The organism is Minwuia thermotolerans (assembly GCF_002924445.1).
GTDB classification, from domain to species: domain Bacteria; phylum Pseudomonadota; class Alphaproteobacteria; order Minwuiales; family Minwuiaceae; genus Minwuia; species Minwuia thermotolerans.
The window spans coordinates 80577-105474 of sequence record NZ_PIGG01000014.1 but is presented as its reverse complement, the minus strand read 5'-3'; the positions used below and the strand labels follow the sequence as shown (position 1 = coordinate 105474).

The 24898-nt window shown below is 66.4% G+C and carries 24 protein-coding genes; 13 read left to right on the top strand and 11 right to left on the bottom strand.

Annotation, left to right across the window (positions count from 1 at the left end; genetic code table 11):
• Nucleotides 1-31 precede the first annotated feature (31 nt).
• Nucleotides 32-340 carry a tetratricopeptide repeat protein gene (locus CWC60_RS02850; RefSeq protein WP_109792548.1) on the bottom strand — a complete coding sequence of 103 codons (309 nt, stop codon included), beginning with the start codon at nt 338-340 and terminating at the stop codon, nt 32-34.
• A gap of 199 nt (nt 341-539) precedes the next feature.
• Here CWC60_RS02850 and CWC60_RS02845 point away from each other — a divergent pair, with 199 nt between their 5' ends.
• From CWC60_RS02845 to CWC60_RS02835, 3 genes are all read left to right on the top strand, one after another.
• Complete coding sequence (locus CWC60_RS02845; protein WP_109792547.1) at nt 540-1523, top strand: multiheme c-type cytochrome; 984 nt, start codon at nt 540-542, stop codon at nt 1521-1523.
• Between the two features lie 209 nt (nt 1524-1732).
• A complete protein-coding gene (locus CWC60_RS02840) occupies nt 1733-3340 on the top strand; it encodes a cyclic nucleotide-binding domain-containing protein (RefSeq protein ID WP_164516336.1) in 1608 nt (535 codons plus the stop codon).
• Nucleotides 3337-4152 (top strand): hypothetical protein, encoded by an 816-nt coding sequence (locus CWC60_RS02835; RefSeq protein ID WP_109792545.1) that lies wholly within the window; start codon nt 3337-3339, stop codon nt 4150-4152. The genes CWC60_RS02840 and CWC60_RS02835 overlap by 4 nt, the downstream gene beginning before the upstream one ends.
• 58 nt (nt 4153-4210) lie before the next feature.
• Here CWC60_RS02835 and CWC60_RS23200 read toward each other — a convergent pair whose 3' ends face one another.
• The gene (locus CWC60_RS23200) at nt 4211-4537 is read right to left on the bottom strand and encodes a hypothetical protein (RefSeq protein WP_125182712.1); all 327 of its coding nucleotides are present in this window, start codon (nt 4535-4537) and stop codon (nt 4211-4213) included.
• A 124-nt stretch (nt 4538-4661) separates the two neighbouring features.
• Between CWC60_RS23200 and CWC60_RS02830 the strand changes: the two genes are divergently transcribed.
• The 5 genes from CWC60_RS02830 (at nt 4662) to CWC60_RS02810 (ending at nt 11585) form a co-directional block, all read left to right on the top strand.
• Nucleotides 4662-6167, top strand: a complete 1506-nt coding sequence (locus CWC60_RS02830; protein WP_125182711.1) for a cytochrome c3 family protein — start codon at nt 4662-4664, stop codon at nt 6165-6167.
• 2 nt (nt 6168-6169) lie between these two features.
• Nucleotides 6170-7957 (top strand): multiheme c-type cytochrome, encoded by a 1788-nt coding sequence (locus CWC60_RS02825; RefSeq protein ID WP_109792543.1) that lies wholly within the window; start codon nt 6170-6172, stop codon nt 7955-7957.
• 105 nt (nt 7958-8062) lie between these two features.
• On the top strand, nt 8063-9562 hold the full coding sequence (locus CWC60_RS02820) for a hypothetical protein (protein ID WP_109792542.1): 1500 nt from the start codon (nt 8063-8065) through the stop codon (nt 9560-9562).
• Nucleotides 9563-9644: 82 nt separating this feature from the next.
• The gene (locus tag CWC60_RS02815) at nt 9645-10928 is read left to right on the top strand and encodes a 2Fe-2S iron-sulfur cluster-binding protein (RefSeq protein WP_109792541.1); all 1284 of its coding nucleotides are present in this window, start codon (nt 9645-9647) and stop codon (nt 10926-10928) included.
• 75 nt (nt 10929-11003) lie between these two features.
• The gene (locus CWC60_RS02810) at nt 11004-11585 is read left to right on the top strand and encodes a uracil-DNA glycosylase family protein (protein WP_241147890.1); all 582 of its coding nucleotides are present in this window, start codon (nt 11004-11006) and stop codon (nt 11583-11585) included.
• Here the strand turns inward: CWC60_RS02810 and CWC60_RS02805 are convergent.
• A complete protein-coding gene (locus CWC60_RS02805; protein WP_164516335.1) occupies nt 11579-11992 on the bottom strand; it encodes a nuclear transport factor 2 family protein in 414 nt (137 codons plus the stop codon). The two genes, CWC60_RS02810 and CWC60_RS02805, sit on opposite strands and share 7 nt — an antisense overlap.
• A 173-nt stretch (nt 11993-12165) precedes the next feature.
• Here CWC60_RS02805 and CWC60_RS02800 point away from each other — a divergent pair, with 173 nt between their 5' ends.
• Nucleotides 12166-13032 (top strand): alpha/beta hydrolase, encoded by an 867-nt coding sequence (locus CWC60_RS02800; protein WP_164516334.1) that lies wholly within the window; start codon nt 12166-12168, stop codon nt 13030-13032.
• Nucleotide 13033: 1 nt separating this feature from the next.
• Here the strand turns inward: CWC60_RS02800 and ruvX are convergent, their stop codons facing one another.
• Genes ruvX through CWC60_RS02785 form a run of 3 tightly spaced genes read right to left on the bottom strand, consistent with a single transcriptional unit; the run spans nt 13034 to nt 14750 of the window.
• Nucleotides 13034-13486, bottom strand: a complete 453-nt coding sequence (gene ruvX, locus CWC60_RS02795) for a Holliday junction resolvase RuvX (protein ID WP_420891145.1) — start codon at nt 13484-13486, stop codon at nt 13034-13036.
• A 5-nt stretch (nt 13487-13491) separates the two neighbouring features.
• The gene (locus tag CWC60_RS02790) at nt 13492-14295 is read right to left on the bottom strand and encodes a phytanoyl-CoA dioxygenase family protein (protein ID WP_109792537.1); all 804 of its coding nucleotides are present in this window, start codon (nt 14293-14295) and stop codon (nt 13492-13494) included.
• A gap of 8 nt (nt 14296-14303) precedes the next feature.
• Nucleotides 14304-14750, bottom strand: coding sequence for a TM2 domain-containing protein (locus CWC60_RS02785; RefSeq protein ID WP_109792536.1), 447 nt, complete (start codon nt 14748-14750; stop codon nt 14304-14306).
• Nucleotides 14751-14867: 117 nt separating this feature from the next.
• On the opposite strand from CWC60_RS02785, the gene CWC60_RS02780 reads away from it, so the two are divergent.
• From CWC60_RS02780 to CWC60_RS02770, 3 genes are all read left to right on the top strand, one after another.
• Nucleotides 14868-15878 (top strand): zinc-dependent alcohol dehydrogenase family protein, encoded by a 1011-nt coding sequence (locus tag CWC60_RS02780; protein ID WP_109792535.1) that lies wholly within the window; start codon nt 14868-14870, stop codon nt 15876-15878.
• 110 nt (nt 15879-15988) lie between these two features.
• Nucleotides 15989-17173, top strand: a complete 1185-nt coding sequence (locus tag CWC60_RS02775) for an acetyl-CoA C-acyltransferase (protein WP_109792534.1) — start codon at nt 15989-15991, stop codon at nt 17171-17173.
• Nucleotides 17174-17309: 136 nt separating this feature from the next.
• Complete coding sequence (locus CWC60_RS02770; protein ID WP_109792533.1) at nt 17310-19736, top strand: HWE histidine kinase domain-containing protein; 2427 nt, start codon at nt 17310-17312, stop codon at nt 19734-19736.
• A gap of 41 nt (nt 19737-19777) precedes the next feature.
• Here the strand turns inward: CWC60_RS02770 and CWC60_RS02765 are convergent, their stop codons facing one another.
• From CWC60_RS02765 to CWC60_RS02750, 4 genes are all read right to left on the bottom strand, one after another.
• Entirely contained in the window at nt 19778-20128 is a 351-nt protein-coding gene (locus CWC60_RS02765) for a DUF1428 domain-containing protein (RefSeq protein WP_109792532.1), read from the bottom strand.
• Between the two features lie 22 nt (nt 20129-20150).
• Nucleotides 20151-20642 (bottom strand): SRPBCC family protein, encoded by a 492-nt coding sequence (locus tag CWC60_RS02760; RefSeq protein WP_206419741.1) that lies wholly within the window; start codon nt 20640-20642, stop codon nt 20151-20153.
• On the bottom strand, nt 20635-21261 hold the full coding sequence (locus CWC60_RS02755) for a TetR/AcrR family transcriptional regulator (protein WP_109792530.1): 627 nt from the start codon (nt 21259-21261) through the stop codon (nt 20635-20637). The genes CWC60_RS02760 and CWC60_RS02755 overlap by 8 nt, the downstream gene beginning before the upstream one ends.
• An 85-nt stretch (nt 21262-21346) precedes the next feature.
• Nucleotides 21347-21766, bottom strand: coding sequence for a secondary thiamine-phosphate synthase enzyme YjbQ (locus CWC60_RS02750; protein ID WP_206419740.1), 420 nt, complete (start codon nt 21764-21766; stop codon nt 21347-21349).
• 197 nt (nt 21767-21963) lie between these two features.
• Here CWC60_RS02750 and CWC60_RS02745 point away from each other — a divergent pair, with 197 nt between their 5' ends.
• Nucleotides 21964-23115, top strand: coding sequence for a C4-dicarboxylate TRAP transporter substrate-binding protein (locus CWC60_RS02745; protein ID WP_109792528.1), 1152 nt, complete (start codon nt 21964-21966; stop codon nt 23113-23115).
• A 70-nt stretch (nt 23116-23185) separates the two neighbouring features.
• Here the strand turns inward: CWC60_RS02745 and CWC60_RS02740 are convergent, their stop codons facing one another.
• Nucleotides 23186-24880, bottom strand: a complete 1695-nt coding sequence (locus CWC60_RS02740) for an extracellular solute-binding protein (RefSeq protein ID WP_164516333.1) — start codon at nt 24878-24880, stop codon at nt 23186-23188.
• Between the last annotated feature and the right edge of the window lie 18 nt (nt 24881-24898).

Genomic DNA, 24898 nt, shown 5'->3' with positions numbered 1-24898 from the left:
CTCTGTTGCGCGTTGGCCACATGACGGCGGGTCAGCGCGCGGCGCCGGCGAGGTCGCGCAGGGCCGCGATCACCTCCCGGTCTCTCGGCGCCAGCCGGGCCGCGCGGACATAGGCGGCCACTGCCGCCTGGGGCTGGCCGGCGGCGCGATGGGCCCGGCCGAGCGCCTTCCAGGCCTCCGCATTGCCCGGCGAGCGCTCGACGGCCGCTTCGAGAGCGGAGACGCTGCCGGCGCCGACCGGCGATCCGGTCTCTCCGGAGAAGCGGTTGAATCCGTAAATCGCCATGGCGGCGGAGGCCGCGGCGGCGCAGACGGCGATGATGGCGAAGGGGCGCTGCATGGTCGTGGTCCCTAGCTTTGAAGGGGCAAGCGATTCGAGAGGCTTATCCTCACTGGACCGTCATGAATCAACTCTTTCATCGCGACCGCGTGCTGCTACACTGCCGTCGGGGTCGCATCGATAAGCGTACCGTAAAAGAACGCGCGCAGGGACGGCCCGTGAGACCGTGCAAGGCATTACAACTCAAGAGGTGACAGACATGCTGATGTCTGGGCTGAGACAACTGGGGTTGGCCGTGGCTGCCGCCATGGCCCTCATGATCGCCGGCAGCGCCGCCCAGGCCGCGCCGGAGAACGTCGGACCGGAAGAGTGCAAGGACTGCCACTCGCCCGAATATGCCGTGTGGGAAAAGACCCCGCACGCCGAATCCTACAAGGACATCCACAAGCGCGACCTGGCCGACAAGGTCACGGAAGCCCTTGGCGAGCGTTCGATGAAGCGCTCCGACACCTGCGGGCAGTGCCACTACACCGAGGCGCCGAATCGCCCTGGCGGCCGCGTAGGCAACAATTTCGGCGTTTCCTGTGAGAGCTGCCACGGCCCGGGGTCGGAATACATCAACATCCACAATGTCTACGGGCCGAAGGGCACGAAGAAGGAAGACGAGACCCCGTTGCACAAGGCCGAGCGCTTCGCCAAGGCGCGCGAGGCGGGCATGCGGCTGCCGCGCTGGCGCGAGGACGTGCCGGACATGCCGACCGACGTGAACTATGACGTGGCGGCGAACTGCTTCAACTGCCACGGCATGGCGCGGGAGACCCTGGAAGGCGACACGGCGGGCAAGATGCTGGACGCCGGCCATCCGCTGAATCCGGACTTCGAATTGGTCAAGTACAGCCAGGGTACGATTCGCCACCGCTTCTATCACAGCACCCAGGACAACGAGGAAATGACCCCGGCCGAACTGTCGCGCTGGTACGTGACCGGTCAGGCGGCCTCGCTGGTGCAGGCGGCGAACGCCATGCAGAAGACCCAGCACGCCAAGTACATCGCCGCGCAGGAGGCCCGGGCCGAGAAGGCGCGGGCGGCCCTGGGGGCGCTGGATCTGGCGGAAGCCAAGGCCCTGCTGGCCCAGCCCACCGAGGCGAACGCCAAGGCGCTGGTCGGCAAGATCTATGGCGACAAGATGGACCTTTCCGGCCAGGTCGGGTCCATGATTCCGCCGAAGAGCGAGTACAAGTAAGGGGTATGCTCTTGCGATAGAAGGCTGATCGCCACATCGACCGCCGCCGGGGGGGCTTGCCTTCCGGCGGCGGTTCGGCGATTCTTACCGGGGGATCGGTTCGGTGGTGTCTGACGGACGCCGCGACTGAGAGGGGCAAGGCAAACATGGTGACAGCCGTCGAAACGATGGCCCGGCCGCAACGGTGGGCCACGCCATTCGGACCGGACATGACGGAAGCCGTCGTCGACGAGCTGATGACGTTTCCGATCTTCCGCGACATCGACGAGGACCGGTTTCCGGGCAATACGCCGCTCCGCGGCATCCTGCTCAACGACACCCGCGTGACGACCTATCAGCCCGGCGAGATCGTGGTCCGCGAAGGCGACTACGGCAATTCCGCCTTCCTGATCCTGGACGGCCATCTCCGGGTGGTGCTCAACCCCAACCTGCCGCAGAACATGCTGGGCCGCCTGAGCGTCAAGAAGAAGGGCTTCTTCGAGGCGCTGGGCCAGCTCTGGACGAACAACTGGCGGCCCGAGGTCCGGGACCCCGAACGCTATCAGAACACGCAGGCCGCCAGCTCCTCCGGCGCCATGGCCGGCGTCTATCTGCAGGACATCCCGGCCATCCTGGACGAGCACCAGACAGCGCAGCTCGGCCCGGAGATGATCTTCGGCGAGCTGGCCGCGCTGGGCCGCGTGCCGCGCACCGCCTCGATCTTCGCCGAGACGGAAGCGCGCGTGCTGGAAATCCGATGGCAGGGCCTGCGGGAACTCCGCCGCTTCGACACCACGTGGAAGGAAAAGATCGACCTCGCCTACCGCCGCAACGCGCTGCACAACGCGCTGAAGGAAGCGCCGATGTTCCGCCACCTCACCGGCGAGCAGCTCAAGGCGGTCGAGGATGCGACGCTGTTCGAGACCCATGGCGCCTTCGACTGGCACACCAGCTACAAGCGGATGCTGGCCCAGGGGCGCGAGATGGAGCACGGCACGCCGATCGCGCGCGAAGGCGACTATCCCGACGGCATCCTCATGGTCCGCGCCGGCTTCGCGCGGGTCTCCGCCCGCATCGGCAATGGCGAGCGGACGCTGACCTATCTCGGCGCCGGCGATGTCTACGGTCTGGAGGAGCTCTATCGGGCCTGGAAGGACAAGGACGACAGCATCGTCCTGGAGACTTCGCTCACGGCGCTCGGCTATCTCGACATCCTGCGCATTCCGCGGCAGGTGCTCGAGGAATTCGTCTTCAAGGAAATGGAGCCGCCGCAGACCAAGCTGCGGCATCTGGCCGGCAACGAGATCAGCGCCGACGCGCTCAAGGAATGGGCCGTCGGCCGGCGCTTCATCAATGGCACGCGGGCGATGCTGATCGACCTCAACCGCTGCACCCGCTGCGACGATTGCGTGCGCGCCTGCGCCGCCACCCACGGCGGCAATCCGCGTTTCATCCGCCACGGGGCCACCTTCGACCACTGGATGGTGGCCAACGCCTGCATGCACTGCGCCGACCCGGTGTGCATGATCGGCTGTCCGACGGGCGCCATCCACCGCTCGATCTCCGACGGTTCGGTGGTGGTCAACGACGACACCTGCATTGGCTGCGGCACCTGCGCGGCGTCCTGTCCCTATGACAACATCCGCCTGGTCCAGGTCGCCAATCAGCGCGGCGAGCCGCTGGTCGACGGCGAGCACAAGCCGATCATGAAGGCGACCAAGTGCGATTTCTGCTCCAGCAACCCCGGCGGACCGGCGTGCCAGCGGGCCTGTCCGCACGACGCGCTGCGCCGGGTTGATTTCCGGGGGCCGGATCCGTTCAGGGGGGGCTACCAATGAGGTCGGTGCATCGCGCAACGGTCCTGTTCTGGCTGGTCGCCGTCGCGGCCTTCGTCTTCCTGATCTGGAATTCGTGGCAGACCTGGCTGGCCAATGGCGAGCCGGCGATCGTCACCGGCTACACCCTGGCCGGCCTGATGGTCTTCCTGTTCATCTTCAACTGGCGCAAGAAGCTGTCGATGGTGCCGCTCGGGCGGTCCGCTTACTGGACGATGGCTCACGCCGTGTTCGGGACGCTGACCATCGCCGTGTTCTTCGTTCACACCGGCTCGTTCTGGCCGAACGGCGTCTACGAACAGGTCCTCGCGGTCTTCTTCTATCTGGCCAGCCTGTCGGGCATTCTGGGCTACTGGATGCAGCGGGTCATCCCGCGCCGCCTGACGGAGAACGGCCTGGAGGTGATCTGGGAGCGCATCCCCTACGAGGTCGCCGAGATCCGCAACCGGGCCGAAGCGATCGTCGTCGAATCAGCGGAGAAGACGGCCTCCGATACCCTGCCGCGGTTCTACGCCGAAACCCTGTCGTGGTACTTCCGGCGGCCGCGCTACCTGGTCAGCCATTTTTTCGGTTTCCAGTCCGGCCGCGCCTTCATCCGCCGCGAAACCGCGGCCATCTCGCGCTATCTCGATGAGACCGAGCGCGGCTATTTGGGCGAGCTCGAAGAGCTGGCTCACATCAAGAACCGGCTTGATTTCGCCTGGGCCGTCAACGGCGCGGCAAAGATCTGGCTTCTCTTCCACGTGCCCATGGCCGCCGGCGTGCTCGTATTGATGGTCTGGCACATCATTCTGGTTCACGTGTACCTGCTATGATCACGGACTCCGATCGCTACAGCTACCAGAAGAGCACGTATGAGCGGCCGACATTTCCCTATGTCTGCGGCCGTGCGTGCAGCTTCGGACAGCCCTGTCCGAACGGGCCGAACTTCGACGGTTCATGCGGGGGCACCACGGAATGCACGCCGTTCCGCAACGGCGACCGCTGGGAGTGCCGGCGGTCGCCGTCTGCGGGCGGTCCCTGCGCCGACGGGCCGATGCCTGACGGCACGTGCTGCATGCAGCATCCGCCGTGCACGCCGCAGCCGTCCCTGCGCCGGCGGCGTTTCCGGATCTCGACCCTGGTGGCGATCCTGGTGGTCGCCGCGATCTTCGCGGTGCTGCGTTTCGAGCCTTCCGCCTTCCAGGGCGACCAGGCCAATCTGTCCTCGCTGATGCCGGGCCCCTTGTCGCGGGCACATTCGAACTTCGCGCTGGAGGAAACGGGCTGCACCTCCTGCCATGAAGCGCACGGCAAGGGCGTGATCGCCTGGGCCGAGGCCTTCGTGACCCATCAGACCGTCGGCGAGAGCTGCACCGACTGCCACGCGTTCGGCGGACCGGCCACCACCGCCCACAACGCGGTCTTCGACGGCGGGGGCGGTTTCGCGACCGATTCGCCGAGCGCGGAGACGCGCACCGACTGTGTGATGTGCCACACCGAGCACAAGGGCAAGGACGCGAACATCGCGCCGATGAAGGACGCCCAGTGCAACAGCTGTCACCAGAGCACCGTCAGTTCCTTCTCCAGGGATCATCCGGCTTTCGCCGCCGGTTTTCCGCATGATCGCCGCGGTTCCATCCAGTTCAATCACGTCAATCACTTCAGCCAGTATTTTCCGAAGGAATTGGCCGAGGACAAGCAGCCGACCTGCGTGACCTGCCACGATGTTCAGCGTGCCGGGCTCGACGTGCCGCCGGGCAGCTTCGAGCAGAACTGCGCCAGCTGCCATCTGGAGGGAATCACCGACCGTTCGCTGCGTCTGATCACCCTGCCGTATCTGGAAGAAGATCCCTTCGACATGGATCAGGTGGCGGAGGTCTGCGGGCCGACACCGGATCAGGTCGAGTTCCTGAGGGCGCGCGCCGAGGGCGGCGACCCGGACGAAGTCGAATTCGACGAGTATTTCTACGAGGACTGGGGCGATTATCTCTCGCCGCCCATGGCGTTGATGCTGGGCGCACCGCCGGACGACAACTACGAGTACAACGAACCCGTGGGCGAGTTCTTCATGGCGCTGGCCGAGTCGGGGCTCGAACCGATGGTCGAGCGGCTGGAGGCAGTGCCGGGCGACGCCCGTCCGGAACGTCTGCTGGCCGGCCTCGATGGCGAACTCCTGCGCCGCGCTGCCTGCGCCTGGATGCAGAAGATGGAGTACGAGGCGCCGAGCGAACTGACCGGCGGCGGCTGGCAATCGGAAGGGGTGTCGGTCAGCTACCGTCCGACGGGCCACGCCGATCCGATCGCCCGGGCTTGGTTCGACTTCGCCGTGAACGCGCCGCGGGCGGCCGAAGCGGCGGGTGCTGACGAGATTGTGATCGAACAGGCGGAGCTGCTTCAGACCACACTTCTGGGCGATACCGGCCTGGGCAACTGCGCCAAGTGCCACGCTGTGACTGAGGTCACCGACAAATCAGGCGAAGGTGGAGAAGATGCGGCCAAGCTGATGGTCGAATGGGGTTATCAACCAGTGGAAGATCGTCCCTACGTGCAATACGACCACGGCCCCCATGTCAATCTGCTCGGCCCGGGAACACTATGCGCAACATGCCACAAGTTGAATCCCGAAGCGGATTACGCCGCGTCGTTCAAACACTTCGATGCGACGGACTTCGCGCCCGGGTTCAAACCGATCGGCAAGGAGACTTGCACCCAGTGTCATACCGAGGCAAAAGTTCGACAGGACTGTCAGCTTTGCCACGAATATCATCTGGAGCCGGGTTTCATTCGGACGATGGGCTTCCAGCAGACAGCACAAGAACCGGAACGGCCCGGCCAGGACGGAGGTTGAGGATGATGAACGCATCAGGACGACGGACGGAATTCCGCGCCCTGGTCGCACGCTTCGGCGGGCTGGCCATGGCGGCATTTCTGGCCTTCGGGGTCTCCAGCGCGCAGGCGCAGAGCGACACCGAGGCGCAGAAGCTTGGCGACGAGGCGCATACGGAACTGTTCAGCGAGGACATGTTCCCCAGCGCGTCCAAGTGCGCCGCCTGTCATGAGGAGATCTACAGGGAGTGGTCGTCTTCGAACCACGCCTACGCGTCGATCTCGCCCATGTTCCACAAGTTCGAGCAGGCGATCACGAACCTGACTCAGGGCACGATCGGCACCTTCTGCGTGCGCTGCCATCAGAGCGTCGGCACGACGCTCGGCGAATCGCGTGCCGCGCCGTTGTGGGAGCGCAGCCAGGTGGCGCGCGAGGGCATCACCTGCATCACCTGCCACCGCGTCAACAACACCTACTACAAGGTGAACGGCGAGCGGCGGATCGAGCCCGGCCGCATCTACGCGCCGGTCTACACCAACTCCGACGGCGAGACGCTCAAGAAGGTCATCAAGGACAAGAGCTTCTACCGCGTCGCCACCTCCGACGAGGAGCGCGGCAACCAGATCCACACCGAGGTGGTCAAGTTCGAGCAGATCTCGAAATCCGAGTTCTGCGCCAGCTGCCACCAGGTGGCCGTGAACCTGGGCATCAAGCTTGAGGTGGTCTGGGACCAGTACCGCGACAGCCCGGCTCTGCGTGAGGGCATCACCTGTCAGGAATGCCACATGGGCAAGGTTCCGGGCAGGGCCGAAGGATATGCTCAGGGGCCGGCCGCAGTGGTGAACGGCGAGGAGATCAATCCGGACCGCCGCCGCAGCAATCACGCCTTCTACGGTCCGGGCTACCCGATCGCCCATCCGGGCATCTTCCCGCACAACCCGGTCGCCGAGAACTGGACCATCGAGGAATGGCTGCAGTTCGACTGGCGCGCCGGCTGGGGCACCGAGGAGTTCGAGGACAAGGTATACAACGGCGAGATCGAGGTCGATTTCCCCGAGGTCTGGTCTTCCGAGGACGATCGTTTCGAGGCCCGCTACATCATCGAGGAGAACCTCGAAGGGCTGGAATACAAGAAGGAACTGCGCCGGGCGGTGATGGAGAACGGCAGCCATCTCGACGGCCCGTTCTTCGACGGCGCCCCGCGTGTCGGCCAGGACTTCCAGTTCGCCTACAAGGTCACCAACACGAACTCGGGCCACAATCTGCCCTCGGGCAGCCTGGGCGCCCAGCCGGAGATCTGGCTGAACGTCGCGCTGACCGATCCGGACGGCAACCGCATCTGGGAATCGGGTTACGTGGACAGCGCCGGCGACATGGCCGACCTTCATTCGGAGGACGTCCAGCAGGGCAAGATCGAGCATGACCGCCAGCTGTTCAATCTTCAGACCAAGTTCCTGACCACCAACGTGAAGGGAACGGATCGGGAGATGTTCCTGCCGGTGAACTTCGACGTCGATCAGCGGCCGTTCCTGCGTCAGCCGAACGTGCCGACAACGGTTCTCAACCACCCGCAGTTCGTGCGGATGGAGGCCCGTTCGATCCCGCCGCTGTCGTCCCGCGACGCCGAATATTCGGTGCCGGGCGAACTGCTCACCAAGCCGGGCACCTACAAGCTCTCGGCTCGGATGCGCAGCCGCGCGGAACCCATCTACTTCATGCGCTTCGTCGGCGCGACGAAGGAGATGGAGCAGTCGATGAACCAGTGGATGCTGGACATGCATCCCTACACTGTGGAGATCGAGGTCCAGTAGCCGCCACAGCCGGCCGGCCGCCGCCGACAACGCGGCGGCCGGTCAGGACCTTGTTTCGATTTGGGGCCGGAGGGTGGGCCCGGGGGGTTTGGGAAGATGAATCGAGTGCTTCTTGGCAGGAAATTCGTCGCGGGCGCGACCGCCGCCGCGGCGATACTGGTTTACGCCGCCGGCGGAACGTGGGCGGCGGAAGACTACAATCCGGAAATGTCCGCGGGCGCCAAGCGCGTGCCGCTGGAGGAGGGGGCCTTCAAGCCCGATCCGAACTACGAGGACACCGAATACGACATCGAAGCGCAGCTGGCGATCTACGGCGGCAAGTCGGAGGTCGAGGCGCCCAGGCCGCTGTTCGAGCTTGGCCAGCCTCAGTACATTTCCGGCCAGCTCGATGAACCGAGCTACGTCTTCGGCAAGCTCAATCCGACGCAGTTCGCGATCCAGGCCTTCGGTGACATCCGGACCGCCATCGCCTTCAATGACAACGGCAATGCGGAAGTCGGCCAGATCGCCACGCGTCTGAACCTCGACATCGATTTCAAGATCACCTCGACGGAGCGCATTCACACCTTCCTGCGGCCGCTCGACAATGGCGGTCAGTTCACCCGCTGCGAGTTCTTCGGCGGCAACAGCGCCGACAAGTGCGACCTGCAGACGGACCTGAACCTGGAGACCCTGTTCTTCGAGGGCGACGCGGGCGCCATCGCTGCGGGCTTCACGGGCCGCTACTATGACGGCGACTATCCGTTCTCCTTCGGCCTGGTGCCGCTGTTCTACCAGAACGGCATCTGGATGGACGACCAGGTCCTGGGCATCGCCTATGCGATCCCGGCGCTGAACTCGCCGGAGCTCGACATCTCCAACATGGACATCTCGTTCTTCGCTGGCTTCGACGATGTCGAGAACAACGGCATCGTCAATGGCGCGGGCGTGCGCAACGAGCACAATTCCAACGTCTACGGCACCAACATCTTCATCGAGGCGCTGGAAGGTTATTTCGAAGGCGGTCTCGGCTTCATCGACGTCGACGACGACAAGCTGGGCGACCAGGACCTGCTCAGCATCGGCCTGTCATGGTCGACCCGCTATGAGAACGTCCTGTCATACTCGGTCCGGGGCTATTTCAGCCACCAGAACCGCGATGACGGCCAGCCGACGCTCGGACAGGGCGCCGCCCTGCTGTTGGAAACCAGCTGGATGACGAGCAAGCCCTATACGCTGGTCCCCTACGCCAATTTCTTCGTCGGCTTCAAACGGCCGCAGGCGCTGGCGAATGCGGAAGGCCTGCTGATCAACACCGGCATCAACTTCGAGACCGACGGCCTGACCGGGTTCCCGTTCCTCGACGACACTGCGGCCGGCACCTTCGGCGGCGCCATCGGCGTGCAGTATCTGTTCAATCTGGACCAGCAACTCGTGCTCGAGGCGGCGACCGTCCAGGAGCACGCCGACAACACGAACATCAACGGCGACCAGTACGCGCTCGGCGTGCGCTGGCAGCTCCCTGTATCGAAGGCATGGATTCTGCGGGCCGACGCGATGTACGGTATCCGCCAGAATGACGATGATGTCAGCGGCATCCGTTTCGAGGTGCGCCGCAAGTTCTGACGGTCCGACAGGGCGGGGCGATCGGGCCCCGCCGGTCCGGGCGGGGGGATCCGCCGCCGTCTTACAGGAGGGATAGGGCAGGATGGAACTGGGAGCCGTGAACTACGTCGCGATAGCCGTGCTGGCCCTTATGGGCCTGTACGTTCTGTCCCTGATCTACAACAATTTCAGAGCCGCCGGCGTCACCGACCGGGGCATCCAGGCCGAGATCGCCTATCTGCGCGAGCGGGTGGACCGCATCAAGGCGGCGCGCGAATTCGACAAGCAGAAGAACGAGCTTTCCTGGAATGGCGTGCGCAAGTTCCGCGTCGAGCGCAAGAATCCCGAGAACAAGGACATCTGTTCCTTCTACCTCCGCCCGCATGACGAACGGCCGCTGCCGCCCTTCGAACCCGGACAGTATCTGACCTTCAAGCTCAACCTGCCGTCGGGCAAGAAGGTGACGACCCGCTGCTATTCGCTCTCCGACAGCCCGAAGAGCGAGTATTACCGGGTTTCGATCAAGCGCAACCCGCCGCCGAAGGATCCGGCGAAGGCCGATGTGGGCAAGTCGTCGTCCAACTATTTCCACGACCACGTCAACGAGGGCGACATCCTCGACGTCCAGGCGCCCAACGGCGACTTCTTCCTCGACATGCACCGCCAGACCCCGGTCGTGCTGATCGGCGGCGGCATCGGGATCACGCCGGTGCTTTCGATGCTCAATGCGATCGTGGAATCGGGTTCGAAACGGGAGACCTGGTTCTTCCTCGGCGTCCGCAACAGCGCCGAGCATGTCTTCCGCGAGCATCTGGAGCGGCTCGACCGGGAGAACGAGAACGTCCACGTGCGTATCGTCTACTCCAAGCCCGATGACAACGACGAGCAGGGCAGGGACTACCACCTGGAGGGCCGTGTCGGCGCGGACCTGTTCCGTGAGGTTCTGCCGTCCAACAACTACGACTACTACTTCTGCGGCCCGCCGCCGATGATGGAGAGCCTGTTCCACGGCCTGCGCGAGTGGGACGTGCCGGAATCTCGCATCCACTTCGAGGCCTTCGGTCCCGCGACGGTGAAGTCGAAGAAGACCGCGGACACCGAGGACGGGGCCGCCGCGCCTGTCTCCGGCTCCGGCTTCAAGCTGAAGTTCACGCGTTCCGAAAAGGAACTGGTCTGGGACGGATCGGCTGACACAATTCTCGAGTTCGCCGAAGCCAATGACATCGACATGGATTCGGGCTGCCGCGCCGGCGCCTGCGGCACCTGCATCACTGCCGTGCTGGCCGGCGAGGTGAATTACGCCACCGAGCCGAGCGCCGATGTCGACAAGGGCTCCTGCCTGACCTGCATCTCGGTACCGAAGACGGACATGGAACTGGACGCCTGATTGGCGCCACATTTCCGCGTCATTGAGCGCGCCGGTCCCCGGGCCGGCGCGTTTTCATTGAGACATGGCGGATTGTTGAGCGACGAGCTGGAGACCTTGCTGGCGGAAATCCGGGCCTGCCGGAAATGCGCTGATTTACCGGCCGGGCCACGGCCGGTGCTGCGCGCCGCGCCGGGTGCGCGTATCCTGCTCGCGGGGCAGGCGCCGGGCATAAGGGTGCACGAGACCGGCATTCCCTGGAACGATCCGTCGGGAGACCGGCTGCGGCAGTGGCTCGGCGTCGAAAAGGACGTCTTCTACGACCCGGCGCGCATCGCCATCGTGCCCATGGGCTTCTGCTATCCTGGTACCGGTCGGTCCGGGGATCTGCCGCCCCGGCCCGAATGCCGCGCCACCTGGCATTCGCGGCTGGTGCCGATGCTGGGCGACGTGGAGCTGACCATCTGCATCGGCCAGTACGCGCAGGCCTGGTATCTGGGCGGGCGCCGCCGCGCGACGCTGACCGAAACCGTCGGCGCGTGGCGGGATTACGCGCCCGGTCTCCTGCCCCTGCCGCACCCGTCCGGGCGCAACAATGGCTGGCTGAAACGCAATCCATGGTTCGAGGCCGATGTGCTGCCCCATCTTCGGGCGCGTGTCGCGGCACTGCTTCAGTGAACGGCGCCCGACGGCCCCCGCCCGGGTTCGCGCCGGTCCTCGGCCAGCACCGGACCGGCCTGGTGGAGCACCATGCGCCAGGCCTCGCCATCCCATTCGAAGGCGTTGGTCGCGGCCAGGCGGTTGTTCCCGATGGCTTCGGTACAGGTGACCAGTCCGGCCTGTCCCAGCGGCACGGCGCGCGCGTCCGAGGTTCGGACCGGCGGTGGGTTCTCCAGGATCGCGAACCAACTGGCCAGTACCGGGCTGCGCCCCGTGAGCCGCTCATGGCCCGGGTGAATGCAGACCAGATCATCGTGGTCGGCCCACAACGCGCTCATCGCCCGCAGGTCGCCATCGGCGAAGGCGCGGTAGAACGCCGCGTTCGCCTCGATCAGGCCTTTGCCTCTACTATCGTCCCATGACATCGACCACAGACCTCGAGACCTCATGCCGGCGGCGCGGGCTTCACCGCGTCCTGCGGTTCCTTGCGATAGTCCCGGTCCTCGGCCTGCTTGTCCAGATCGGCGCTTGCGGTCCGACCTATCAGACGGCGGGGCCGCCGCGGACGGAGGCGGCGCTGACCGGAGATGCACTGGTCATGGCCGACGGCTATCGTCTGCCGGTCCGCGTTCACCGCGCCGTGGGCCCGGAGCCGCTTGCGGTGGTGGTCGCGCTGCACGGCTTCAATGACTACAGCAATGCCTGGGCGGAATCGACCGGGCGCTGGTCCGCCAACGGCCTGACGGTCTACGCCTATGATCAGCGGGGCTTCGGGCAGGCCGACCGGCGGGGAATCTGGCCGGGCGTCGACACGTTGACGGGGGATCTGCGCCAGGTCATCGGCGTGGTCAGGGAGCGTCATCCCGGCAAGCCGCTCTACCTTGTCGGCGAGAGCATGGGCGGCGCGGTGATCATGGCGCTGCTCGGCCGGCCCGATCCGCCCGAGGTGGACGGCGCCGTCCTGGCCGCGCCTGCCGTCTGGAGCCGCAAGACCATGGCGAACTGGATGGCGAGCGGTCTCGAGATTCTGCGCACGATCATACCGGGCGTGGTGCTGACCGGAGAGGGCATCCGCAAGCAGGCCTCCGACAACATCGAGATGCTGATCGGACTGGGGCGGGATCCGCTGGTGATCAAGGGCGCACGGGTCGACGCCATTTCCGGCCTCGTCGACCTGATGGACGCCGCCTACGAGGCCGCGCCGAAGATCGATACACCCCTTCTGGTGCTGTACGGCGAACGCGACGAGATCGTGCCCCAGGCATCGGTGGAGAAGACGCTGGACCGCATGACCGTGGAACCCGATCTCGCCTTCTATCCGAAGGGCTGGCACCTGTTGTTCCGCGACCTGAACGGGCCCATCGTGCAGCACGACGTCTGGCACTGGATCGTCCGCGGCGGCCCGCGCCTGCCGAGCGGCGCCGATCGGCGCGCCGAGACCCGTCTGGCCCGCAGCGAACAGTGACTTACGGCCGGGCGTCCAGCACCCCCTGAAGGATATAGGCGGCGGCGTGGGCGTCGATCACCTCGGCGCGCCGGCGGCGCGAGACGTCCTGCCCGATCAGGCTGCGTTCGACGGCCTGGGTCGACATGCGTTCGTCGTGCAGGATCATGGGCAGATCCAGGGCCGACTCCAGGTTCCGCTGGAAGGCGCGGACGGACTGCGCCCTGGGGCCGGCCGTCCCGTCCATGTTGAGCGGCAGCCCGATCACAAGCCCGCCGATGTCGTATTCGGCGATCAACGCCTGCAGCGCCGCCAGGTCGGCCGTGAACTTCGTCCGCCGGATCACGGTCAGTGGCGTCGCCACCTGGTGTCCGGGATCGGCGACGGCGACGCCGATCGTCTTCGTCCCCGGGTCGAGTCCCAGCAGCCGCCGGCCGGCGCAGGCCGCCTTCAGCCGGGCGGCGCTCTCCAGCAACACGCCTATGCCGGGCTCCGTTCGGCCAGCTCGTTGCGCCCGCAGACGTCGCGGCCGCGCATCAGGTAGAGGGGGCGGGTAGCGAAATCGACTGCGCCTCCGGTGCGCTTCGCGATCTCGGCCCCCAGTTGCCGGTCGAAATGCGAGGTCGTCGGCATGAAGCGCAGCACGTAGCCGGCCCGGCGCCGCGGCGAGCGGTTCGGGCGGGAGCCATGCACCATGTAGATATCGTGAAGCGAGATCTGCCCCGGCGCCAGCACGATGTCGACCGCGTCGGCCTCGCTGTACTCGTCGGCCTCCAGCTGCTGGTTGAGCGTCAGGTGGCCGCCGTCATTGGTCCGGTGGCGGCGCAGCCGGCGGTCCCGGTGGCTGCCGGGAATGACCCGAAGACAGCCGTTCTCGGGGGTCGCGGCGTCCAGTGCGATCCAGACGGAGCAGGTTGCGAGGGGCCGGATCGGCCAGTACTCGCCGTCCTGGTGCCAGGGCGTTTCCTTGCCCGAATGGGCCGGCTTGCCGAAGACCGTGGTGCCCCAGAGCAGGAAGTCGCCGCCGATCACCTGTTCCACCATGTCCAGGATCTCGGGCGTGCCGGCGTGCTCCAGCCACACGCGGTCCCCCTTCAGGCCCTGCGTGCCGTGGTCCGGCTCGTGGGGGCAGAACATGGCGTCGGGGCTGACATGGGGGTTGGCCTCGATCAGGCGGTCAAGATCCCGGCGCATGCCTGCCAGGGCCGCATCGGGCACCCGGTAGTTCGCCGGTACGGCATAGCCCCGGTCCCGGTAGTGCCCGACCTCCGCTTCGGTCAGCACGCCCGGCCTCAGAACCAGGCGCGCTTGTTGGCGACGTAGCGCTGGTGGAACTCCTCGTCGGACTTCACGAGATAGATGATGCCTTCGATGAAGGCGATGATGCTGATGATGATGCTGGGAATGCCCAGCGCGATCCAGCCCAGCAGGAACACCGCCAGCATGATGATTCCGGCTGTCGAATAGCCCAGATAGAACTTGTGGATGCCCAGCGCGCCGATGAAGATCGCCAGCAGGCCAGCCACGATCTTGTTCTTGCCATCCGCAGGGACAGCTGGCTTCTGGACGTAGATCTCGCGGGCGTCGTTCCCCTCGGTCTGGAAATCGACGCGGTCGCCGGGGCGCGGCGGACGGTCGGCGCGGACGTCCATGCCGCGGAACTGGTAGCGATTGCCGTCATCGGCCGAGATCAGGCCGTGGTCGGCGTCGATGTCGTATTCCAGAACTTCGCCCTTCATGGCGCCCTCCGTGCTGACCCGCGTTCGGAAAGTTACCCCCGGGCGGGTGGAATTGGAAACTCGAACGAAGCCGCACCATCATGGGAGAGACATGTTTTCAGGGGAGGAGTTGCGGAAATGAAAGCCGCCTTGTTGCAGCAGCCCGGGATCGCCAACCTGTCGGTCGCCGAAATGGAAGAGCCGGAACCCGGTCCCGGCGAGGTAAAGGTGCGGCTGAGGGCCAGCAGCCTGAACTACCGCGACCTCGTCACCGTCGAGGGCGGCTATGGCTCGAAGCAGAAGCAGTCGGGCCTGATCCCGCTGTCCGACGGCGCCGGCGAGGTTGCGGCCGTGGGCGAGGGCGTCCGGCGCTACCAGGTCGGGGACCGGGTCACACCGATCTTCTTTCCGAACTGGCAGGGCGGCGAACCCTCGGCCCACGCCCAGGCGCTGGCGCTGGGCGGTTCGGCCCAGGGCTGCGCTGCGGAGTTCGGCTGCTTCCCCGAACACGGTCTGGTGCCGACCCCCGACGGGCTGTCCGACGCGGAGGCGGCGAGCACGGTGTGCGCGGGTCTGACAGCCTGGCACGCCGTGGTCGAAAAGGGCGGCATCCGTCCCGGCGACTGGGTCCTGACGCAGGGCACCGGCGGCGTCTCCATCTTCGCGCTGCAGTTCGCCAGGGCGATGGGGGCGCGAGTGATCGCCACCACATCCTCGGACGTCAAGGCCGCCCGCCTGAAGGAACTCGGCGCCGACCACGTGCTCAACTATCTCGACATCACCGACTGGGGGAAGGCGGCGAAGAGCCTGACCGGCGGCGCGGGCATCGACCTGGTGGTCGAGGTCGGCGGCGCAGGCACGCTGACCCAGTCGCTCAAGTCCATCCGCATCGGCGGCGCGATCGCCATGATCGGCATTCTGGCCGGCCAGAGCGACCAGGTGAACATGGGCTACGTGCTGATGACAAACAGCCGCATCCAGGGCATCACCGTCGGCAGCCGGGAGATGCATCTGCGCATGTACCGCGCCATGGAGGCGCACGCCATTCGACCGCTGATCTCCGACAGCTTCGCGCTCGCCGACATCCGCGAGGCCCTGGCGCACCAGAAGGACGGCCGCCACTTCGGCAAGATCGCCATTGATATCTGAAGCGTACCATCGTCAACAGTGCCGCATGACTTCGGCGGTGCGCCGCGTTATGTTCCGCCCATTCAGTCACTGCCGGGACAGCGGGCCCGACCATTGCGGGGAGAAACGCCATGAATGAAGCAGTCATCGTCTCGACGGCGCGCACGCCGATCGGCAAGGCCTATCGTGGGGCCTTCAACAACACCGGGGGCGCCGAAATGGGCGGCCATGTGGTCAAGCACGCGGTCGAGCGCGCCGGAATTGACGGCGCCGAGGTCGAGGACGTGCTGATGGGCTGCGCCAATCCCGAAGGCGCCACCGGCGGCAACATCGCCCGCCAGATCGCGCTGCGCGCCGGCCTGCCGGTCAGCGTTCCGGGAGCGACGGTGAACCGCTTCTGCTCCTCGGGCCTGCAGACGATCGCCATGGCGTCCCAGCGGATCATCGCGGACGAGGCGGACGTGCTGGTCGCCGGCGGCCTGGAATCGGTCAGCCTGGTGCAGAACGAGCACGCCAACCGCTACCGCTCCAAGGACGAGTGGCTGGAGAAGACCCATCCGGGCATCTACTACTCGATGATCCAGACCGCCGAGGTCGTGGCCAAGCGCTACAACGTCTCGCGCGAATACCAGGACGAGTACGGCCTGCAGTCGCAGATGCGCACCGCCGCCGCCCAGCAGGCCGGCAAGTTCGACGACGAGATCGTGCCGATGAAGACCACCAAGGTCGTGGTCGACAAGCAGACCGGCGAGACGTCCGAGCAGGAGGTCACGCTGGAGAAGGACGAGGGCAACCGGCCAGACACCAACCTGGAAGGTCTGTCCAGCCTGGCGCCGGTGATGGGCGAGGACGCCTTCATCACCGCGGGCAACGCCTCGCAGCTTTCCGACGGCGCTTCCGCCGCCGTGGTGATGAACGCCAAGGTCGCCGAAAAGCGCGGCCTGCAGCCGCTGGGCTATTTCCGCGGTTTCGCGGTCGCCGGCCTGGAGCCCGACGAGATGGGCATCGGCCCGATCTACGCTGTGCCGAAGCTGCTGGAGCGCACCGGTCTGAAGATGGATGACATCGACCTCTGGGAGCTGAACGAGGCCTTCGCGGTGCAGGTGCTCTACAGCCGCGACAAGCTGGGAATCCCGAACGAGATCCTGAACGTCAATGGCGGCGCCATCTCGATCGGCCATCCCTTCGGCATGTCCGGCGCCCGCATGGTCGGGCACGCCCTGATCGAGGGCAAGCGCCGGGGTTCGAAGTACGTGGTCTGCACAATGTGCATCGGCGGCGGCCAGGGCGCGGCGGGCCTGTTCGAGGTCGCCTGACGCCTCTATCGAACGCACGAAGACAGGGGGCTGCCGGGTGACCGGCAGCCCCCGCTTCGTTTCCGCGGCTTCCCCTGCGTCAATTGCCCGGCCGACGGCCGGCTGCTACGGTTTCGGAAAATCCGGGCGGAACGCCATGCGTGTAGCTGATCTGCGGAGCGGCCGGCCGCCCGAGTTTCTTCGGGAGGGCGGCGAGATGGGGGCGCTGATGCGCGCCCATGACTGGGCCTCCACCCCTGTGGGGCCGCCGGATTCGTGGCCGCAGAGTCTCCGGGTCGCCGTGCGGCTTCTGCTCACCTCGTCCCACCCTATGTTCATCTGGTGGGGCCCGAAGCTGATCCAGTTCTACAACGACGCCTATCGGGGGTATCTCGGGCCAGAGAAGCATCCGGCCGCTCTCGGCGCGCCGGGACGCGAAACCTGGGCGGAGATCTGGGCCGTTACCGGGCCGCAGATCGAACATGTCATGGCCGGCGGCGGCGCGACCTGGCATGAAGATCACTACGTGCCGATCACCCGCCATGGCCGGCGCGAGGACGTGTGGTGGACCTATGGCTACAGCCCGATCGACGACGAGGCCGCGCCCGGAGGCGTCGGCGGCGTGCTAGTGGTCTGCCATGAGACCACGGAGCAGGTCCTGGCTGCACGGCGTCACGCCTTCCTGCTGGAACTGAGCGACAGCCTGCGCGCCCTTCAGGCGCCCGGGGAAATCATGTCGACCGCCAACCGCCTGCTCGGCGAGCATCTGGCCGCCGGACGTGTCGCCTTCGCCGAGATCGACCTGACCGAACGATCGGCGGTGGTGGCCTGCGACTGGTGCGCCGACGGGTTGGACAGCTATGCCGGCAGGCATCCGCTGAAGGCGCTGGCGCGCGCGCATCGGGCCATCCTCGAAGCCGGCGAACCGCTGGTGGTCACCGATGTCGAGAATGATCCGCTCGCGGTCGATCCGGCCGGCCGCACCCGCCTTCTACGGCGGTCCGTCCGCGCGCTCGTCAACGTGCCGGTCCGGCGGCGCGGGGATCTGGTCGCCATTCTGGTCGTGCACGCCCCTGAGGTTCGCCAATGGTCCGACTGGGACGTTCGCATGGCCGAGGAAACCGCCGGCCGGGTCTGGACCATGGTCGAGCGGGCGCGGGTCAGCGAGGAACTGGCCCGCAGCAACAAGATGCTGAGGATGGCGCTGGATGCGGGCGAGATGGGCGTCTGGCGCATCGACTTCCAACGCCGCCGCACCGAGGTCGACGATCGCCTGCGCGCGCTGCTCGGTCTTGATCCCGGCAAGGACGACTATCCGTTCGAAGAGGTCGAGTCGCGCATTCACCCGGCGGATCTGCCGCGCCTGCGCGGCGAGCTGGCGGCGATCGCAGCCGACGGCATCCAGCACACGGAGTTCCGGGTGCGTGACGCCGAAGGCCGGGAACGATGGCTGTTCGGCGCGGGCAAGCCGCTCGAGACGGGCAATCCCGACGACCGGGTCGTCATCGGCGTGAACTTCGACATCACCGCCCGGGTCCAGGCGGAATCGCATCAGCGGATGCTGATGGCTGAACTCGACCATCGGGTGAAGAACGTCCTCTCCGTCGTGCAGTCCATCGCGCGACAGAGCCTGTGGGAGGTCGAACCCGACGCGGTGGAGCGGCTGGGCGGCCGGCTGTCGGCGCTGGCGCGGTCGCATTCGCTGCTTGCGGAATCGCGCTGGGAAGGGGCCGGCCTGCATTCGGCGGTCGAGCAGACCATGGAGCCCTATCGGCGCGAGCAGGGCGCGCACATCGATGTCAGAGGCGAGGACCTGCGTATCAGTCCGAAGGCGGCGCAGAGTCTGTCGCTGGCGCTGCACGAGCTGGTGACCAACGCCGCCAAGTACGGCGCCCTGTCCGTCGAGACCGGCCATCTGGAGATCGCCTGGGGCGTGCGGGACGTGGATGGAGGGGCCATGCTGGAACTGGACTGGCGCGAGACCGGGGGGCCGGCCATCACGGCCCCTCCGGAAAGGACCGGGTTCGGCTCCAGCCTGATCCACATGATGCTCGCGGAGGAACTCGGGGGCGCGCTCTATCTCGACTACCGGCGAACCGGCCTGGTGATGTCGGCGCGGCTGCCGCTGCAGAAACTGATGGACGGCGCGCCCCGTCTCGCCCGGCCGCCGCAGAAAGAACGCTCGCTGGATGGGGCCGGGGTCCGGCCGCCGCCCGCTGACGCGCTGCGCGGAAGGCGTATCCTGGTCTGCGACGACGAACGGCTGGTCGCCCAGGACGTTGCGGACACGCTTCGTTCGGCCGGCGTCACGGTCATCGGGCCTCTCACCAGTCTGCAGGAAGCGCAGCGTTGGGTCGAAGCCGACCGCTTCGACGCCGCCGTCCTCGACATCAATCTGGACGGCGAGCTGGTGTGGCCGGTGGCGCTGAAGCTCCGCGACCGAGGCATCCCCTTCCTTCTGGCCAGCGGCTATTCGGATACCCTGGCGACGCCGGACGCTCTGGCCGATGCCCCGCGGATCGACAAGCCGCTTTCCGGGCCCCGGCTGCTCGCCCGTCTCGCCCGGATTCTGGATATCGGCTGAAGCCCCAGGGCACGTCGGTCGCCGTCTGGCGCTGTGCGTCGTCAGCGGTCGACGATCATCTCGAAGCCGCCGAAGATCATGCGCTTGCCGTCGAAGGGCATTTCCATCTGGCCGGCGATGCGCGCATCTTCCATGACCTTCTTCATGCCCGCGTCCCGCACTTCCCGCGAGGGCCAGAGGATCCAGGAGAAGACGACGGTTTCGTCTTCCCGGCATTTCACCGCCATGGGAAAGGACGTCACCTCGCCCTCGGGCACGTCGTCGCCCCAGCATTCCACCAGCTTCAGCGCACCGTGCTCCATGAAGACCGGGGCGGCTTCTTCGGCCATGGCGCGGTAGCGCTCCTTGTTGGCCGTCGGTACGGCGACCACGAATCCGTCGACATAGGTCATGTTTCGATCCTCTTTCATGCGATCATGCCGGCGCCGCGGCCAGTTCCTGCGCCAATCTTTCCAGCTGGTCGGCGCAGATGTTCCAGCCCTCGTGGAAACCCATCTCCTCATGCGCCTTCCGGTCGGCCTCGGTCCAATGCGTGGCGCGGGCGATATAGCGTGTGCCGCCATCCTCGTCGGTGAGGTCGACCGACGCCGTGAAGAAGGGCTTTTCGGAAGGCTCCCAGGCCCGGACATAGGCGTCGGTGAAGACGATCCGTTCGCCGGGCACCACCTCCAGATAGACCCCACGCATGGTGATGCGTTCACCGTCGGGACCTTGCATGACCATATGGCTTGAACCGCCGGCGCGCACGTCGACCCGGGCCTCGGCGATGGTCCACGGGGCTGGGCAGAACCAGCGCTTCAGCAGTTGCGGCTCTGTCCAGGCCCGGTAGATCGCAGCGCGTGGCGCCCGCAGCAGCCTGTTGATTTCCAGCTCGTGCGATGCCCCGGCGGCGGTGTCTTCAGTCATGGCCGTTTCCTTCCGTGTTGGCATTGAAGGCATTCTCGAGATATCGCCGCAGGTGATCGAGGACGTCGGCGGCGACGGCCGAGTCGTTGCGGGCCTTTGCCAGAATGAAGGCGCCCTGGATCGTGGCCTGGGTGAATAGCGCGAGGCTTTCGGCGCTGAAGCGGCCGGTGAGGCCGCGCGCTTCGAGTGCGGCGGCGATATCTGCTTCCAGTGTCGCCGCATGCCCGCTGATGCTGGCGTCGCAGGCGGCGCGGATATCGGGATGGCTCTGGTGCACCTCCTGGACCATGGTGCCGACCAGGCAGGTGTAGTCCGGGGTTCCCCCTTGCAGCAGCGCCTTGCGGAAGTCGACATAGGCCAGTACGCGCGCTGCAGGATCGGCCATGCCGTGATAGGGAGCGGCGGCGAAGAGGGCGCCGGTCGTCTCGCTCCAGTGTTCCGCGGCAGCGACGCCCAGTGCCGCCTTGCTGGCAAAGTGATGGAAAAACGCGCCCTTGGTCACGCCGGCGGCGCGGCAGAGTTCATCCACGCTGGTCGCGGCGAAGCCGCGGGTTCTGATGGCGACGATGGCGGCATCGAGAAGCCGGTTGTGGGCGTCGCCCGCCGGTCGTGCATTCATGGCGCTCTCCTTGCCAGTTAAATACCAACTGGTTGGTATGTAATCAAGCGCTGAATTCTCCTCTGGTTCTGGCCCGCCAGCATTGCTATTCGCCGATCAGATGCAGCGCGACCCTGCGGCTGTGCGGCCGGGTGCGGTGTTCGAACAGATAGATGCCCTGCCACGTGCCAAGCTGCAGCCGCCCGGCCGCCAGCGGCACGGAGAGGCTGGTGGCGGTCAGTGCGCCGCGAATGTGGGCGGGCATGTCGTCCGGCCCTTCCGCCGTATGGCGATAGAGCGTGGGATCGTCGGCGACCAGCCGGCTGAAGAAATCCTCCAGATCCCGCAGGACATCGGGATCGGCGTTCTCCTGGATCAGCAGCGATGCCGAGGTGTGGCGCACATGCAGGGTCAGCAGCCCGACTGTCAGTCCGGTTCCTCGCCGCCAGGCATCGACCTCGCGGGTGATGTCGAGCAGTCCCCGACCGCGCGTCCCGAATTCCAGTTCGCCCAGATGCTGTCTCACCGCGCCGCCTCTTCTGCCGTCGCCCGCTGTCCTTTCTAGGCTCCGCCGGGCTGCGCGCAACCGCCTGTCGGCGCGTGCGCCATGCACCGGCATCGGAGGGGGTGTCGGATTGCACGCAATTCGCATAGGATCGCACTTTGCCGTCCCGGGGAGTTTGGGGCGGCGTTCATACAGGCTCATTCCTGGGGAGGATCACAATGAGTAACCTGAAAGGCCGCGTCATTGCGGCTCTGGCGGCGGGCGCCTTCGTCGTCTCCACGGCGGCTACTGCCGAAACCCTGAAACTGGCGACCGGCTTCCCGCCGGGCAGCGTCGCCGCCGAATCGGCCGAACTGCTGGCCAAGAAGACCGAGGAATTCACCAACGGCGATCTGAAGATCAAGGTCTTTCCGCTGTCGCTGCTGAACCTGAAGGAAACGCCGCCGGGCCTGCGCGACGGCATCGCCGATCTGGGCTATGTCCTGCCGCCGTATTATCCGGCCGAATACGCCAACACCAATCTGGCCGCCGATCTCAACATGGTGTCCACCCTGGCCGACGACCAGTCCGGCGCACCGGCGGCCGTGGCCGGCGCCATGAGCGAATATGTCTTCTTCGAATGCCCGGACTGCCAGAAGGAATGGCGCCAGCAGAACCAGGTCTATCTGGGCACCGGCGCCAGCGGCATCTACGTGCTGCACTGCAATACCCCGGTCGTGACGCTGGAGCAGGCGCGGGGCAAGAAGTACCGCTCGGGCGGCGCGAACTTCGGCCGCTGGGCCGAGGCCGTGGGCGGCATCAAGGTCTCCATGCCGGGCAACGACATCTATTCGGCGATGGAGCAAGGCGTGCTCGATTGCGGCATGTTCTCGACCGCCGAGCTGTCGAACCTGCAGCTCTTCGACGTGACCAGCCACATTACCATGCGGGTGCCCGGCGGCCTGTTCGCGGGCGTGGCGCTGAACAACGCCAACCGCGATGCGTGGCAGGATCTGTCCGAGTCGGGCCGCCGCGCCCTGCTCGACGCTTCCGCCTATTCGACGGCCTACTTCACCTATGAGTACGTGCAGCGCGGCTATCGGAACGTGGAGAAGGGCAAGGGCATGGGCATCGAGGTCCACGAGCCTTCGCCGGAACTGCTGGAGACGAGCCGCGAGTTCGCGCGCAACGATGTCGCCACGATCGTCGAAACCTTCAAGAACGACTACGGCGTGGACAACGCCGAAGCGAAGGTCGCGAAGTTCCGCGAACTGCTGGCGAAGTGGGAAAAGCTCACTGCCGGAAAGGGCGATGATCTCGAGGCGCTGACCAAGCTCTATGCCGACGAGATTTACAGCAAGGTCGATGCCTCGACCTACGGCATGGACTGACCGTCCGTACCGATCGAAGACCCGTATGGGGGCGGCGGAGCAATCTGCCGCCCCCTTTCGATTCCGGCGACTATTCGGCCCGCCACCAGGTCGTCAGCACCGGTCCGTAGACCGGCGTTTCGCCGGGGCGGCGCAGGCCGCTGTCGACGATCATCCGCACCGCGGGCTCCCAGTAGAGGGGGATGACGTAGCGCCCGGCGCGCAGTAGCCGGTCGAGGCTGCGCGAGGCCGCGCGCAGTTCGTCGCGCGTCGCCGCCGCGGTCATCCGCGCGACCATCTCGTCCACCGCCGCGGAGCGAACGCCGGCATAGTTGCGGCTGGCGGGTTCGTCCGCCTGGGCCGAACCCCAGTAGTACCATTGCTCGGAGCCGGGACTGAGCGACTGGTACCAGTGGTTGATGATCATGTCGAATTCGAAGCCGCGCCGGCGGCGCTCGAACTGCGCGGGGTCGACGGTGCGCACGTCGGCGCTGATGCCCAGCCGCTCCAGCGAGCGCGCGAAATGCAGCGCCAGCCGTTCCTGATCCGGCTGGTAGAGCAGGATCTCGAAGGCAAATGGCCTGCCATCGGCATTCCGAAGCGCCCGGTCGGTTCCGATCCGCCAGCCGGCCTCGTCCAGCAGATCCAGCGCCCGTCTGAGGTTCTCCCGGCGGGCCGCGGCATCTGGCGTGGGCGGTGGGACGACCGCCGGCCCGAAGGTGTCGGGCGGCGCCTCGCTCCGCCAGGGTTCCAGCAGGCGGCGCTGCGCGGCGTCGGGCAGTCCGCTGGCAGCGAGGTCGCTGTTCTCGAAATAACTCTCGTTCCGCCGGTAGGCGCCGTAATAGAGGTTTTCGTTGGCCCACTCGAAGTCGAATGCCAGCGTCAGCGCTTCCCGCACCCCGGGATTGTCAAAGGGCGGCTGGCGGGTGTTGAAGACGAAGCCGCGCATGCCGGCGGGCCGCTTCATGGGCAGTTCGAGGCGGCGGAAGCGTCCGTCGCGCATGGCGGGGAAGTCGTAGCTTTCCACCCAGCGCGCCGGATCGTCCTCGTAGTGGACGTCGTAGACGCCGGCCTTCAGCGATTCGAACCGGGCCGTGCCGTCGCGGAAGAACTCGTAGATGATGCGGTCGAAATTGTAGTCGCCCCGGTTCACGTTCAGCTTGCGGCCCCAGTAGTCCTCGCGCCGGAGGTACTCGATGCGGCGGCCGGGCTCGACCCGGCCGACCTCGTAGGGGCCGCTGCCGGGGATGGGCGTCAGCGTCGTGCGGTCGAAGCCATTGGCCTCGAACCAGTGGCTGGGCAGCACCGGCATCAGCGCCATCAGCATGGGCAGCTCCCGGTTGTCGCCGCTGCGGAAATGGAAGGTGACGTCGCGGCCGTCGACCTCCACGCGGGCGACTTCCTTGTAGTAGAGGCGATGGTTCGGGCGGCCGCTGTCGCGGAGTGTCTCCCACGACCAGAGGATGTCGTGCACCTTGACCGGCTCGCCATCGGCGAAGCGCGCGCCCTGGCGCAGGCGGAAGCGGATCCACTTGCGCGCGGGATCCATCTCCACCTCCTCGGCGATCAGGCCGTAGAGGGAAAAGGGTTCGTCCTGAGAGCGCTTGGTCAGCGCCTCGAAGACCAGACGCCAGCCTTCCGCCGCCTGGCCCCTGAAGATGAAGGGGTTGAGACTGTCGAAGCTGCCCTGCTGCGCCGCCAGGGTGAGCGTACCGCCCCTGGGCGCAGCCGGATCGACATAGCCGAAATGGGGGAATCCGGGCGGATAGGCCGGCTCGCCGTGCATGGCGATGCCGTGGTGCGA